General features: G+C 65.7%; 12 protein-coding genes and 1 pseudogene. 5 read left to right on the forward strand and 8 right to left on the reverse strand.

Going from position 1 to position 14,101, the window contains the following annotated elements; all coding sequences use genetic code 11:
• From BMX97_RS29945 to BMX97_RS29960, 4 genes are all read right to left on the reverse strand, one after another.
• Positions 1–918, reverse strand: a complete 918-nt coding sequence (locus BMX97_RS29945) for a branched-chain amino acid ABC transporter permease (RefSeq protein WP_091754784.1) — start codon at positions 916–918, stop codon at positions 1–3.
• On the reverse strand, positions 915–1,817 hold the full coding sequence (locus BMX97_RS29950) for a branched-chain amino acid ABC transporter permease (RefSeq protein ID WP_091754785.1): 903 nt from the start codon (positions 1,815–1,817) through the stop codon (positions 915–917). Before BMX97_RS29950 ends, BMX97_RS29945 begins: the two co-directional genes overlap by 4 nt.
• Positions 1,818–1,968: 151 nt before the next feature.
• Positions 1,969–3,183, reverse strand: coding sequence for an ABC transporter substrate-binding protein (locus BMX97_RS29955; RefSeq protein WP_210187692.1), 1,215 nt, complete (start codon positions 3,181–3,183; stop codon positions 1,969–1,971).
• Between the two features lie 74 nt (positions 3,184–3,257).
• Positions 3,258–4,016, reverse strand: coding sequence for an SDR family NAD(P)-dependent oxidoreductase (locus BMX97_RS29960; protein ID WP_210187693.1), 759 nt, complete (start codon positions 4,014–4,016; stop codon positions 3,258–3,260).
• 130 nt (positions 4,017–4,146) lie between these two features.
• On the opposite strand from BMX97_RS29960, the gene BMX97_RS29965 reads away from it, so the two are divergent.
• From BMX97_RS29965 to BMX97_RS29975, 3 genes and pseudogenes are all read left to right on the forward strand, one after another.
• The gene (locus BMX97_RS29965; RefSeq protein ID WP_210187694.1) at positions 4,147–4,812 is read left to right on the forward strand and encodes a GntR family transcriptional regulator; all 666 of its coding nucleotides are present in this window, start codon (positions 4,147–4,149) and stop codon (positions 4,810–4,812) included.
• 26 nt (positions 4,813–4,838) lie between these two features.
• Positions 4,839–5,438 (forward strand): glutathione S-transferase, encoded by a 600-nt coding sequence (locus BMX97_RS29970; RefSeq protein WP_091754788.1) that lies wholly within the window; start codon positions 4,839–4,841, stop codon positions 5,436–5,438.
• A gap of 190 nt (positions 5,439–5,628) precedes the next feature.
• Positions 5,629–6,740 (forward strand): annotated as a pseudogene (locus BMX97_RS29975) (IS3 family transposase).
• An 830-nt stretch (positions 6,741–7,570) separates the two neighbouring features.
• On the opposite strand, the gene maiA reads toward BMX97_RS29975, so the two are convergent.
• The 4 genes from maiA to hmgA form a co-directional block, all read right to left on the reverse strand.
• Positions 7,571–8,206, reverse strand: coding sequence for a maleylacetoacetate isomerase (gene maiA / locus BMX97_RS29980; RefSeq protein ID WP_091754789.1), 636 nt, complete (start codon positions 8,204–8,206; stop codon positions 7,571–7,573).
• On the reverse strand, positions 8,203–9,534 hold the full coding sequence (gene fahA / locus BMX97_RS29985) for a fumarylacetoacetase (protein ID WP_177202402.1): 1,332 nt from the start codon (positions 9,532–9,534) through the stop codon (positions 8,203–8,205). The genes maiA and fahA overlap by 4 nt, the downstream gene beginning before the upstream one ends.
• Positions 9,535–9,545: 11 nt before the next feature.
• Positions 9,546–10,859, reverse strand: coding sequence for an MFS transporter (locus BMX97_RS29990; protein WP_091754790.1), 1,314 nt, complete (start codon positions 10,857–10,859; stop codon positions 9,546–9,548).
• A gap of 129 nt (positions 10,860–10,988) precedes the next feature.
• Complete coding sequence (gene hmgA / locus BMX97_RS29995; RefSeq protein ID WP_091754791.1) at positions 10,989–12,374, reverse strand: homogentisate 1,2-dioxygenase; 1,386 nt, start codon at positions 12,372–12,374, stop codon at positions 10,989–10,991.
• Positions 12,375–12,471: 97 nt separating this feature from the next.
• Here hmgA and BMX97_RS30000 point away from each other — a divergent pair, with 97 nt between their 5' ends.
• Both BMX97_RS30000 and BMX97_RS30005 read left to right on the forward strand, forming a co-directional pair.
• Positions 12,472–12,951 (forward strand): MarR family winged helix-turn-helix transcriptional regulator, encoded by a 480-nt coding sequence (locus tag BMX97_RS30000; RefSeq protein WP_244538716.1) that lies wholly within the window; start codon positions 12,472–12,474, stop codon positions 12,949–12,951.
• A 717-nt stretch (positions 12,952–13,668) separates the two neighbouring features.
• The coding region (locus BMX97_RS30005; RefSeq protein WP_143074745.1) for a helix-turn-helix domain-containing protein at positions 13,669–14,101 on the forward strand (433 nt) is incomplete at its 3' end.

The raw sequence follows: 14,101 nt of genomic DNA on the forward strand, positions 1-14,101 counted from the left end.
TCACCGCCGGCCGACGAGCGTGAAGACGCCGCGCGGCGCGTACATCATCACGAGGATCAGGATGCCGCCATAGATCATCTCCTGGTAGGACGGTACTTGGCGCAACAGTTCAGAGACCAGCCCGAACGCGACTGCGCCGCCGAGCGCCCCCGTCACCGAGCCGACGCCCCCAACCACGATCATCGTCAGGACCAGGATGGTGGTCTGGAAGCCGAGGCTGTCAGGGTGGATGAACGTCGAGAAGGTGGTGAACAGGCCGCCCGCCGCCCCGGCCAGGAAGGCGGAGAGGGTGAAGGCGAGGAGCTTGGTGCGCCGCACGTCGATGCCGACCGCCGCAGCCGCCACCTCGGATTCCCGCACCGCCCGGAAAGCGCGGCCCAGGCCCGAGGCGTGCAGGCCGGCGACGAGCACCACGATCACCAGTGTCACCCCGGCGACGAGTGGGAAGGCGGCCTTGTCGGTCAGGATCGGATGACCGAACACCTCGGCCGGCGGGATGGCGAGACCGTTCGGCCCGCCCGTCACCGGTGTCCAGTTAAGGAACACCCACTGCATCGCCTCGCCGAAAGCGAAGGTCGATAGCGCCAGGTAGATGTCCCGCATGCGCAAGGATAGGACCCCGATCGCGAGTCCGCACAGGGCAGCCAGCAGGCCGCCGGCCGGCAGCGCGAGCCAGAACGGCAGGCCCAGCACCTTCGCGCTCAGGGCCGCCGTGTAGATCCCGATGCCGTAGAAGGCTGCGTGCGCGAGCGAGAACTGGCCGGCTTCGCCGATGACGATGTGCAGGCCGAGGGACAGGACCACGAAGACCAGGAGCAGGTTGCCGATATAGACGACATAGCCCGTGGCGAGCGCCGGCAGCGCGAAGCTGAGCCCGATCAGAAGGACCGCGACGGCGGTCAGGGTGCGCGCGCTCATACCTTCCTCACGCGGAGTCGGCCGCCGAACAGGCCCTGCGGCTTGAAGATCAGGACCATCATGATGATGACGAACGGGGCGACGGTGATCGCCCGGGTCGAGACGAAGAGGCCGACGAGGTTCTCTGCGATGCCGATGATGAAGCCGCCGACCACCGCCCCCGGCAGACTGGCGAAGCCGCCGACGATCGCCGCCGCGAAGGCGAGGGTAACGACGCCCCCCATCTCGGCGGTCATCAGGAGCTTCGGCGCGATCAGGATCGCGGCGATCGCCGAGATGCCGCCGGCGAAGATCCAGACCAGCCGCTCGGTGCGGCCGAGATGGATGCCGACGAGCTGAGCGGCGCGGCGGTTCATGCCGACGGCTCGCATCGCCCGCCCGGTGCGGGTCAGGTTGAAGATCGCGAAGAACGCCGCCATCACCGTGAGCGCGGCGCCGAGGATCGCGAGGTCGAGGTAGCTCAACGAGGCCTGGCCCAGCGTGACCGAGCCCTCGGGCACCACGGAGGGAAACGAGCGCGGGGTGTCGCCGAAGCCGGTGGCGCGCACGAAGCCCTTGAGCACGTAGGACAGCCCGAGGGTCGCGATGACGAGGTTGACCGAGACGCCCCGAGCCGCGGCGACCCGGCGGAGCACGATCCGCTGGAACAGCCCGGCCGCAGCCGCGATCGCGACGACCATCGCGGGGGCCGCGACCCAGATCGGCAACCCGACAAGGGCGATCAGGAAGAACGCCAGATAGGCCGCAGCCATGTAGAATTCGCCCTCGGCGAAGTTCGCCACATCGGTCGTGCGGAACACGATCACCAGAGCGAGCGCCAGCAGGGCGTAGACCGAACCGGTCACGAGGCCGGAGGCGATGCCCTGCTGGAGGAACAGGAAGACGATCTCGGAATCCATGGCCTTCAGCAGCGTGACGGGGAGGTGGCGGCCTGTCCTGCGCTGGCGGTCTCGCCATCGTCCCGCGTCGGTCCGGGCTCCGCCCTCGCGGCCCCGGAACGACGAGGAACGATCGAAACACCGCGCCGAGGATCAGACAGGATCGGAGCAATCACTGGCCTTGATAGGTCCAGCGACTGGCGAAGCTGCCTGGTACGGCGGTCAGCCCCTCGCCGTCGAACTTGAAGTAGGTCGACGACTTCTGGGCGGCGTGCTCGGCCTTCGTCAGCACGATCGGTCCAGCCATCACGCCGCTGTCGAAGTCGGTGCGGTCGAGGGCTTCGATCACCTTGGCGCGGGTCGGGTTCGGCCCGGAGGCCTGCAGCGCCCGCACCACGGTCATCGCCGAGGGGATGCCGTAGGGCATGTAGACCTGCGGGTGGTCGGGCTTGCCCGCAAGATCGGGGTAGTTCGCCTTGTAGAGATCGTAGATCCAGGCGAGCTTCTCCGAGCCGGGCTTTGCCGCCAACACCTCCTCGATGTAGACGTTGCGGAACGCCTCCTTCGAGCCGACATTCTCGGACAGCTGCTTGAGGTTGGCGATCGCGTTCACCGCGATGACGATCGGCTTGTTGAAACCGAGCTCTTGCGCCTTCTTGAGGATGAGCTGGGCCGGACGGGCATAGGTGGCAATCACCAGGACGTCGGCGCCCGAGGCGCGCATCTTCAGGACCGGGGCCGTGACGTCGGTGATCGCCGGGCTCACCGCCTCCGGGACGAGCGCGACGCCGTTGTCCTTGGCCTGGAAACGGGCACCCTCCAGATTCCAGGCGCCGTAAGCGTCGTCGTGATTGATGTAGGCGATCTTCTTCGCCTTCAGCTCCTTGCTGGCGAACTCGATCACCGAGCCGCCCATGGCGCGCTGCGAGATCGAGAAGGCACCATAGATGTTCGGCTGCGGCGGGTAGAGCGCGCCGTCGCCGGAGGCATTGAGCATCACCCACGGCACCCCGGAGCGCACGACATAGTCCTTGGCGGCGACGACCGGCGCGGAGCACGACCCGCCGTTCAAAAGGAACACGCCGTCTTGCTCGACCAGCTTCTTGACCGCCGCGACCACGTCGTTGGGGTTGCAGCGGTCGTCCTCCAGGACGATCTCGATCTTGCGACCGTGGATCCCGCCTTCCTTGTTGATCTTGTCGTAGTACATCCGGGCGGCGTTCATCACGTCGAATCCGTAGGCCATCGAAGCGCCGGAGAGCGGGCCGAACATTCCGATCCTGATCGCCGTCGGCGTGAGCCCGGGCTCGTCCGCCCGGGCCGGGGCCGCAAGGCCCGCGAGTGCCGCCACGGCGAGCGCAATCCGGCAAAGGCCGTGCATGGACATCGCTTCCTCCCGGTGTGTTGTATGGTTATGTCGTTGTTCGTCTTGCTTGACGGATCTTATTGCCAGCTGCGGACCTACTGCATCCGATAGCCGCCGTTTACGTCGAGCGTAATCCCGGTGAGATAAGCCGAGGCCGGAGAGGCCAGGAAGGCGACGGCTTCGGCGACGTCGCGGGGCTGGCCGAGGCGGCCGAGCGGGACGTTGACTGTGGAGGCCGGCGTCGTGCCGGCGCCGCCGGCGGCGAGCCGCATCATGTCGGTGTCGATCAGGCCCGGGGCGACCGCGTTGGCGGTGATGCCGAGCGGCGCGCCCTCGCGGGCGATCGCTTTCGTGAGCCCAAGGACCGCCGCCTTGGCGGCGATGTAGGCGGCGCTGGCGTTGTAGCCGCCGAGCTGGGCTGCCACCGAGGAGACGGTGACGACGCGCCCATGCGGCACCGGATGCTCCTGACGCCGCCGCAGGAAGGCGCGGGCGGACAGGAAGGTCCCGGTGGCGTTGACGCCCAGCATGTCCTGCCAGTTGGCGAGCGAGGTCTCGGCGATCAAGGGCCGGCGGCCCTCGTGTAGGAGAAGCCTCCCGGCGTTGCAGACCAGCACCGCGACCGGGCCGAGTTCGCGCTCGACCGCCTCGAACAAGGTCTCGACCGCGCCCTCGTCTGCCACGTCCACCGCGTAGCCGGCATGCCCCGATCCGGGTAGCTCGGCCACGCTACGGTGGGCCGAGGCCGCATCGATATCCGCGGCGGCAATTGTCAGGCCGGCCTCCGCGAGGACGCGGCACACCTCCTGCCCTATACCGCGGCCTCCTCCCGTCACGAGCGCGATGCGGTTCACGACCGTTTCCTCTGCCGTTCTTGTTGGGCGCCACCTTGGATACATGAAATTGCCGTGTCAAGGCGTTAAACCGCTTTATCGGGTGTCTGCTCCGGTCTATGTATCCATGATGCGAACGCGATCTCAGGACGTGACGGAGACCCTGCGCGGCTGGATCCTTGACGGGACCCTTCCGGCGGGCGAGCGGCTGGAAGAGGTGCCCCTGGCCGAGCGCCTGGGCGTCTCGCGCACGCCCCTGCGGGGGGCTCTGACCCTGCTGGCGACCGAGCGCCTGCTCGATTACCAGCCCAAGCGCGGCTACGTCGTGCGGCGGTTCGGGGCCGAGGACGTGTTCGCCGCCTATGAGGTCCGTGCCTCGATCGAGGGGCTGGCCTGCCGCTTGGCCGCGGCGAACGGCGTTCCGGACGCCGTCGCCGAAATCCTGCGCGCGTGCCTGGAGGAGGGCGACCGCATCCTCGCGGGCAGTGCGCTGACGCCCGGCGACCTGCAGCCCTACCAGGCGATGAACGAGCGCTTCCACGACGCGATCATCTCGCTCTCGCGCAATCCCTGGGTCGAGCGCTTCGTGCGCCAGACCCATTCGATCCCGTTCGTGTCCGGCCGGGTGATCCTCTGGCACGATTACGGTGTGATCCGGCGCTCGCACGACGATCATCACCGGATCTTGGCGGCGCTCCTTGCCCGCGACCCGGCCCGGGCCGAAGATCTCATGCGCGAGCACGTCTACTTTGCCGGCCTGTTCCTGCGCGACAACTTCGATCGCGTTCAACCCAAGACCGGCGAAGGCCTGGCATGACTTGAGACATCGGAGAGACGTCCCTTATGAAGATTTACTACTCCCCCGCCTCGCCCTACGTCCGGAAGGTCATGGTGGTTGCCCACGAGCTCGGTCTTGCCGACCGGATCGAGCGTTTGCCGAGCGCCGCGGGTCCGGTCCAGCGTGATGCGACGATCCGGCGGTACAACCCGATCGGGCAGGTCCCGACCTTCTTCACCGACGACGCCACTGTCCTGTACGACAGCCGGGTGATCTGCGAATACCTCGACGATCTCGGCGGTGGCCACTTCTTCGGGACCGGCACTGAGCGCTGGCGCAACCTGATCGACGCGGCCCTGGGCGACGGCCTGCTCGGCGCTGCCCTGCTCGCCCGCTACGAAGCGGTGCTCCGGCCCGAGAGCCTGCGCTGGGCTGACTGGAGCCGCGGGCAGATCGAGAAGGTGACGGACGCGGTCGATCACATGGAGGGGATGAACCTCGGCGCGCGTCTCGACATCGGCACGGTCACCTTCGGTTGCGGCCTCGGCTACCTGGATTTCCGCTTCCCCGAGCTGGATTGGCGCACCGGTCGCCCGCGTTTAGCGTCATGGTACGCCGACTTCGCGCAACGACCCTCGATGATGGCGACCGCGCCGACGGGCTGAAAGCGTCGGCACATGACCGCTCAGCCGTCCTTCGACGACGCGGGTGGTCGGACCAGCCTTTCGGTTCGACCCCCGGGCTGCGGCATGGCCCATGGCGGGGATGCGCGATCGCTGGTGCCGGATGATCGTGACCTTGCCCCCTGTCCTGCCCTCATTCTGAAGCTAGGGTCCGTCGATGAGGAGACGGACGATGAAGAAGAGCCGGTTCAGCGAAGAGCAGATCATCGGCATCCTGAAGGAGCAGCAGGCTGGGCTGCCGGTGGCTGAGATCTGCCGCCGGCACGGCATCAGCGACATGACGTTGTACACGTGGCGCTCGCGCTTCGGCGGCATGGAGGTCTCGGACGCGCGCCGCCTGAAGGCGCTCGACGAGGAGAACCGCAAGCTCAAGAAACTCCTGGCCGAGGCGATGCTCGACGTGGCCACGCTGCGTGAGGCACTGGGAAAAAACTTCTGACGCCCGGCGCACGGAGAACAGCCGTGAGCTGGGTCATCGAGGAGAAGGGCTACTCGCAGCGTCGCGCCTGCGGGCTGATCGGCCTGGAGCCGAAGACGTACCGCTACGCCTCGACCCGTGGTGACGATGCGGCCGTGCGGGTACGCCTGCGCGGCCTGGCCGGCGAGCGCCGTCGCTTCGGCTACCGGCGCCTGCTCATCCTGTTGCGGCGGGAGGGCGTCACGTTGAACCACAAGAAGCTGTTCCGCCTCTATCGGGAGGAGCGGCTGTCGGTGCGCAGGCGGGGTGGGCGCAAACGAGCCCTTGGCACGCGGGCACCGGCCGCCGTGCCCCAGGAGCCCAACCAGCGCTGGAGCCTCGACTTCGTCTCCGACACGCTCAACGACGGGCGGCGCTTCCGCATCCTCGTCGTGGTCGACGACTGCACGCGGGAGTGTCTCGCGCTGGTGGTCGACACGTCGCTGTCCGGCCAGCGCGTCGCGCGCGAACTCGACCGGATCATCGCGGGCCGGGGCAAGCCGCTGATGATCGTCTCGGACAACGGCACCGAGTTGACCTCGCATGCCATCTTGCGCTGGCAGGAAGAGCGTGCGGTCGAATAGCATTACATCGCGCCCGGCAAGCCGCAGCAGAACGGCTTCGTTGAAAGCTTGAACGGGCGCTTGCGCGACGAGTGCCTGAACGAGCATCTGTTCCGGAGCCTGCCGGCGGCCCGGACCATCATCGAGGCGTGGCGGGTCGACTACAACACCTGCCGCCCGCACACGAGCCTCGGCGGGCTCACCCCGAACGCGTTTGCAACCCGGTCCAAACAGGACCAGAACCAGAACGGACTCTGGTTATGAACGGGGGCAAACAGGGGGCAAGGTCAATCGGCACGAAGGTATCGGCCATCAGGCTGTGGCCCAAGCGGTCGCAGCGCGCGAGTGCCTCGTCGGGGGGCTGCTCCCGGAAGTTTCGCCTTCGGGCCCGTCACCAGAGACGACAAGGGCGGTGCGGTACCCAGTGCCGAGGCCTCGTTCGGCCGGTGCCGACGTCGAGCTGCTCGGGCGAGCCGCGGCATTGCCCGTCTGGTTGACCTGGCGCCGTCGATCGTGCGCATTGTCCCTACCAGGGAGCGGTCGAGGCTGCTGGTTTCGAGGTCACCGCGTGTCGGCCGGATGCAGGCAGGGGGTTTGAAGTGCGAGAGCTTCGTACCGGCCTTGCCGGATTTCCTGTCGTCGAAATTCCTCACGCGGCCGGGGCGGGTGAACAATCCTGTCGCAGGACCAGTGTTCGGTTGAGGATAGAGATATGCACCTTGATGAAAATGTCGTCATAAAAGTATATTAATTTATCATTATAGATTTGACAATATTTTACAAGCATAATGGATATATCTACGGTAGAAATATCGAATAAACACAAATTCTGATCATAATACCGATCGCTCACAGTTGAAAGTGGTGGGTTGCCCTCTCAATACAGGTGTGCCGGGCGCGCGCCGATGGGCTGGCTTCCAAGCAGGCCAGTCGGCGTGCGGAGGACGTTGCCAACGGCAAGCACGGGATCGACGGCTCGACTGAGATCCTGAAGCTGCTGGCGGTGTTCGATCAACCTCACGATCACCCCGCAAATCCCTCGTACCCCGCCTTGCTTCCAGATCGGCAACATTGCAAACCGGGTGCACCGGCTCTTATTCAGCGTCCGGCTGCCGCGAAGGATGCGCTGCTTGAAAGGCGGGATGCGCCTCGCCGAGCGCGACCGCCCGCACGATCCTCGGGAACGCATCTAGCGGAACCGCAAAGCGCCGGGCGGCGTAGACCTGTGGGACCAGGTACACGTCGGCAAGTCCGGGCTCACGTCCAAAGCAGAAGCGGTCGTCGCCGATCAGCGCCTCGATCGCCGCAAAGCCCTCGGAGATCCAGCGCCTGATCCAGACCGCCGCCTCGTCCTCGGAGCGACCGAGGTCTCTGCGCAAGTGATTGAGCGGCCCGACATTGTGAAGCGGATGGATGTCGCAGCCGATGATCGCCGCCACGGTCCGTACCCGGGCCCGCGCAACCGGATCCGCCGGCAGGAGCGGCGGGTCCGGGTAGACCTCTTCCAGGTACTCGATGATCGCCGGGGACTGGATCAGCACGCTGCCATCGGCGAGGACGAGGCTCGGCACGCGTCCCTGCGGGTTGATCCGCCGGTAAGCCTCGCCGCGTTGCTCGCCGCCGTTGCGCACGAGATGGATCGGCACCTGGTCGGGCGTCAGGCCCTTCAACGCCAGCGCGATGCGCAGGCGATAGGACGAGGTCGAACGCCAGTAGCTGTAAAGCCTCATGCGACCGCTCCGAGGATGACGGCCCGACACTCGCCGAACCCGATCGTCGCGAAGCCCTCACGCACGCCGCGAGCCCGCAGGATGATCTCATCGCCATCCTCCAGGAACCGGCGCTCCTCCCCCGAGGCGAGCCGGATCGGCTCCTTGCCGCCCAGCGTCGCCTCGACGAGGCTGCCGCAGGCGTCGCGGCCTGGCCCGGAGATCGTCCCGGTGCCGAGAAAGTCGCCCGGCTGGAGGTTGCAGCCACCGCTGGCGTGATGGGCCACCATCTGTGCCATGGTCCAGTACATGTGCCGTGTATTCGAACTCGACACCCGGTGTGGGGCGAGGCCGGCCGCGCGCAGGCCCGGCGTCACCAGGAACACGTCGAGAGTGATGTCGAAGGCGCCACAGCGCTGGTCGGCGTCGTCAAGGAGGTAAGGCAGAGGTGTTGGATCACCCGCAGGCCGAGCCGCCTGCGGCACGCGGAACGGGGCTAGCGCCTCCGGGGTGACGATCCATGGCGAGATCGTCGAGGCGAAGTTCTTGGCGAGGAAGGGGCCGAGGGGCTGGTATTCCCAAGCCTGGATATCGCGGGCCGACCAGTCGTTGAGCAGGCAGTATCCCGCGATATGATCCTGCGCCTCTCCGATCGGTATCGGCGTGCCGAGATCGTTGCCGGGCCCGATCCAGACTCCGAGCTCAAGCTCAAGGTCGAGCCGACGCGACGGTCCGAAGGACGGCTCTGCCGCGTCTGGCGCCCTGGACTGTCCGCGCGGCCGGCGCACTGGAATGCCTGACGGCCGGATCGAGGAGGCGCGACCGTGATAGCCGATCGGCACGTGCTTGTAGTTCGGCAGAAGTGGGTTGTCCGGCCGGAACTGTTTGCCGATGTTTTCGGCATGGTGGATGCCAACGTAGAAGTCGGTGTAGTCACCAATTTGCGCTGGAAGATGTAGCGTGCACAAGGCCGCCTCGTGTAGGAGCGGAGCAATCCTGTCGCGGTCGGTACAGCCCTCGGTGAGCAGTTCGGAGAGGGCCTCGCGGAGGGCGCGGCGCGGCGCGGGCCCAAGGGCGAGCATCGCGTTGAGGCATGTGCCTGCCGCGGCCTCGGCCGCTATCCCAGCCTCGCCCGAGAGCAGGTTCGCGGAGAGCAAAGCCGGCAGATCCAGGATGCTATCGCCGATCGCGACGCCGGCCCGCGGCGTGCCTTGCGCCGGCGAGAAGATGCCGAGCGGCAAGTTCTGGATAGGGAAGTCCACATGGCAGGCGGTACCAGGAACCCAGGACCGCAAGGCAGGATCGTGGGTATGGTCAAGGGCATCCAGAGGCTCGTGGCCGTGGGTCATCGTCGTCGCTCTCACAGCAGGAGGTCCGTGCCCCGGGTTTCGCGGGTCGTCGCCATCGCCCAGATCCCGGGCACGACCATCGCCGCCGCATAGATCCCGACCGCCAACGGCGTATGGAAGACCTCCAGCAGCCATGTGCCGATGACCGGGGCCAGCGCTCCGCCGAGCACGGCCGCGGCGGAGTAGGCTGTGGACATGGCCGTGTAACGAACGCGAGCCGGGAACAATTCAGTGAAGTAGGCTGACATCCCGCCCACAATCACACCGTGGCAGGAGAGCGTGAGGAGCGTCGCTGCGGTGAGTTCTGCGGCGGACGCACCCTTGCCGAGCGTGAAGAGGTAGAAGGCAGCCATCACGCCAGTGACGAGACCCACCAGCGTCACGGGCCGACGCCCGAACCGGTCGGCCGCAGCACCGGCAGCCAGGATGGCGGCTACTTCGAGGAGAGATCCCCAGAATAAAGCATTCAAGGCATCCGATCGCGATGCTGCCAGATATATTGTGGAAAGAACAATGAAGAACGATGAAAAAAGATAAAACAGGGCGCTTTCGGCCGCCTTTACGAAAAAGACGCGAACCATATCCGACGGATGCCGGGTGAGGGCCTCGCGCAAGGGGGCGCGTGGAACATCATGCTGGTTCTTCTGCACTTCGATGAAGGCCGGCGACTCCTCGACACGGCGGCGTACCCAAAACCCGAACAGGATCAGAACCGCCGAGGCGAGGAACGGCAGGCGCCAAGCCCAGTCCGCGAAAGCAGCCTGACCGAAAGTCCCGAGCGCTGCGCCGATCGCGGCCGTTGCGAGTACGTTGCCGGCTGGCCCGCCGACCATTGGGAAGCCCGTCCAGAGGCCGCGCTGTCGGGCCGGGAGGCTCTCGGCGACGATGACGAGGGCGCCGGTTGATTCACCGCCGACTGCGAAACCCTGAAGAAGGCGTAACGCTACGAGGAGAATGGGTGCGAGCGCACCCACCTGGGCATAGGTGGGAAGCAAGCCCATGGCCACGGTCGAACCGCCCATGAGCAGGAGACTCGCGACAAGGCTGCGCTTGCGGCCGATCCGATCGCCAAGAGCCCCGAAAAACCAACCACCCAGCGGCCGCGCGACAAATCCCACCGCCTGGGTCGCCAGGGCTGCAAGCAGACCTGCCAGTGGATCTGACACTGGGAAGAATGCAGTGTTGAACACCAGAGCGGCGCAAACGGCGAAGATCGCGAAATCGTACCATTCAACAATCGTCCCGATACTGCTGGCAATCAGGAGGCGCACGCGCGCTGCCTGACTGGATCGCACACTTGGTGCGCCTGCAGGGTGAAAATTCATGGATACTCCTCCCAGATTTCGAGTTTGATCAAGCGTTGGCCGCATGATTCTTGGCCGCAACGATGCGTATTTAGTAGGTAGATATCCTGGGTAAATACTATAAATTAAGATCTTTGTGATGGCATCGCATCACGCAGGATCTACGTCGACAATCCGATTTATCTGCGCGCTGGCAATCGGGTCGAAGTGCTTTTCCAGCTTGCGGCCGTAGGCGCCGTACTCCGCCTGGAGCGCCGGGGTCTCGGCGGCGAAGCGGCTGACCTTCTGGGGAAACCGCGTCTCGAACATGAAGGCCAGCGTGCCCTCAAGCTTGTGGGGCTTCAACTCGACGGTCGAGGCCTTCTCGAAGGCGTCGACGTCCGGCCCGTGCGGCAGGAGCGTGTTGTGCAGCGAGGCGCCGCCCGGACGGAAGCCGCCGCCGGTCTTGGCGTCGTAGACGCCGTAGACCAGCCCCATGAACTCGCTCATCACGTTGAGGTGGTACCAGGGCGGCCGGAAGGTGTTTTCCGCCACCAGCCAGCGGTCGGAGAAGATCACGAAATCGATGTTGGCCGTGCCGGGCGTCTCGGAGGGCGAGGTCAGCACCGTGAAGATCGACGGGTCGGCGTGGTCGAACAGGATCGGGCCAACCGGCGCGAACTTGCGCAGGTCGTACTTGTAGGGCGCGTAGTTGCCGTGCCAGGCGACCACGTCGAGGGGCGAGTGCGCGATCTCCGCCGCCCAGAGCCGGCCGCCCCACTTCACCAGCATCGTGCCGGGGGCGTCGCGGTCCTCGTAGGCCGCGACCGGCGTCAGGAAGTCGCGCTGGTTGGCCAGGCAGTTGGCGCCGATCGGGCCGCGCTCCGGCAGCGTGAAGGCGCCGCCGTAATTCTCGCACAGGTAGCCCCGGGCCGGGCCGTCGAGCAGCTCCACGGCGATCTTCACGCCGCGGGGGATCACCGCGATCTCGCCGGGGCCGGCCTCGATCACCCCGAACTCGGTGCGGACGCGCAAGCCGCCCTCCTGCGGCACCACCAGCATCTCGCCGTCGGCGTTATAGAAGTACTCGTCCCGCATCGACCGGGTGGCGAGGTAGAGGTGCGCGCCCATGCCGGCCTGCGCCCCCGCATCGCCGGCGAGCGTCATGGTGCGGATGCCCTCGACGAAGGACAGCGGCTCGGCCGGGATCGGCACCGGATCCCAGCGCAGCGGCGCCGGCGGCAGGTCGACGGTCTCGCCCGGGGCGGTGAGCCAGAGCCGGGCATCGACCGGCCGGAACGCGCCCCAATGGGCGACCGTCGGGCGGATGCGGTAGAGCCAGGAGCGCTCGTTGGCGGTGCGCGGCGCGGTGAAGGGCGAGCCGGAGAGCTGCTCGGCGTAGAGGCCGTAGGGGCATTTTTGGGGCGAGTTGCGGCCGACCGGCAGGGCGCCGGGCAGCGCCTCGGTCTCGAAGCCGTTGCCGAAGCCCGACATGTAGCCTGGATTGATCCCGACTTGGTGCTTGACCCCGCTCCCTAGTGACGCTTGCACGTTCATGGGGTTGCCTCCCTGCACGCCCGCATATAGTTTCATTCGAAACCAACTAAGGACGTGATAGTTTCTCATGAAACCATTGTCAACCGTGACGGAGGATATGGACGCGCAGGCGGTGACCCCTATGCCGAGTCCCGCGCTGCGATTGGCGACGTTCCTGCCTTACCGGCTCAACGTCCTCGCGACGGTCATCAGCGAAGGCTTGGCTCAGCTCTACGCAGAGCGCTTCTCCCTAGACATCCCAAGCTGGCGGGTCCTTGCAACGGTTGGAGAGTTCAAGACAATCACTGCCAAGTCGATCGGGCAGCACGCGCATATGGGAAAGGTGAAGGTCAGTCGTGCGGTGACGGATCTTGAGGCGCGAGGATGGATAGAGCGAAAGCAGAATCCGAATGATATGCGGGAAGCTTTCCTTGCGTTGACGTTGGAAGGCCAACGTAACTATCGTGAGATCGTGCCGCTCGCGCATGGCTACGATGCTCGGCTGCGAACGGGTCTTGACGACCAGGAGAAAGAAATACTCGATGTTGTGATTGAAAAGATGCTTATTAACGCTAAGACCCGCGAGGTCGAACAATGATTTATAACGATACAGCGATTTCAGCACAAAAATTCGTCTTCGCATGGGCGCGATACAAACTTTAGTTGAAAAAATATCGATTAATGTATGCAAGCATGAATATAAACTCAATGTGATAAGCAAACGATTGTAAATGATGTATGTTTTTCCAAAATTCGGACTTCTGAGCTTGATCTGGTTATGTTGACGCCTTTGATCACGTCTTAGTATCGGCTCGCGGCACGTCGGCCGCGCCGGTCCTGTTCGCCAACGCGATACCGCTTGACCTCAACCCTCTGATCGATCAAATTGAGCAGCCCGCTCCGCGAGCTCACCGCCGACGCGTCGCCAAGCACACGAGCTCCGACTTGAGCTAGGAGACGGCGAACTCGCAGGCCTTGTCGACCCGGCAGTCCCTGGCCGTGTTCCTCGCTGTTGCTGGCGAGCCAGGCTAGCCAGGGCATCCTTCAGAGCTGCTGCGCTGATGGAAGCGGATGCCAGGAGCGAAGCCGTCTGGGGCTTCGCTGCTGAGTAGGCTGCGGTCGTACCGAGAGGTCGAGGGGTCCCTGGCAGACGCCCCCGCAGGCAGTTCGCTCCCGCGCTCCGCGTGGGGGAGAGCCCCCATCGCTGATGCGCTGGGAGCGGCATACAGCGCGTTCGATGAGCATCCTGCTGCGCAGACGCTAGTGTCCCGCGTCTGAAGTTCGTGGCAAAGTGTGGGTCTGTTGGGGGGCGCCGATGGCCTACCGTGTACCCACATCTCTTGACCTGAGCGCCGAGGAACGCGCTGAGCTTGAGAGTTGGGCCCGCCGCCGCAAGACAGCCCAGGGGCTCGCCCTGCGTGCCCGCATCGTGCTTTTAGCCTCCGACGGACGAAGCAATACGGCCATCGCGGCGGAACTGAGCACCGGCAAGCACACGGTCGGCAAGTGGCGCGAACGGTTTGCCCGCGAACGCACGGATGGCCTGCTGGATGAACCTCGCTCGGGAGCCCCGCGCCGGATCGGCGACGAGCAGGTCGCCGCGTTGATCGACCGCACGCTCGGCGAGCGGCCCCAGGGGGCCACGCACTGGAGCCAGCGCAGCATGGCCAAGGCCAGCGGGGTGTCGGGCGCGACGGTCGGGCGAGTCTGGCGGGCGTTCGGCCTGCAGCCGCACCGGTCCGAGACCT

Origin of the sequence: Methylobacterium sp. ap11 (assembly GCF_900110515.1) — a bacterium.
GTDB classification, from domain to species: domain Bacteria; phylum Pseudomonadota; class Alphaproteobacteria; order Rhizobiales; family Beijerinckiaceae; genus Methylobacterium; species Methylobacterium ajmalii.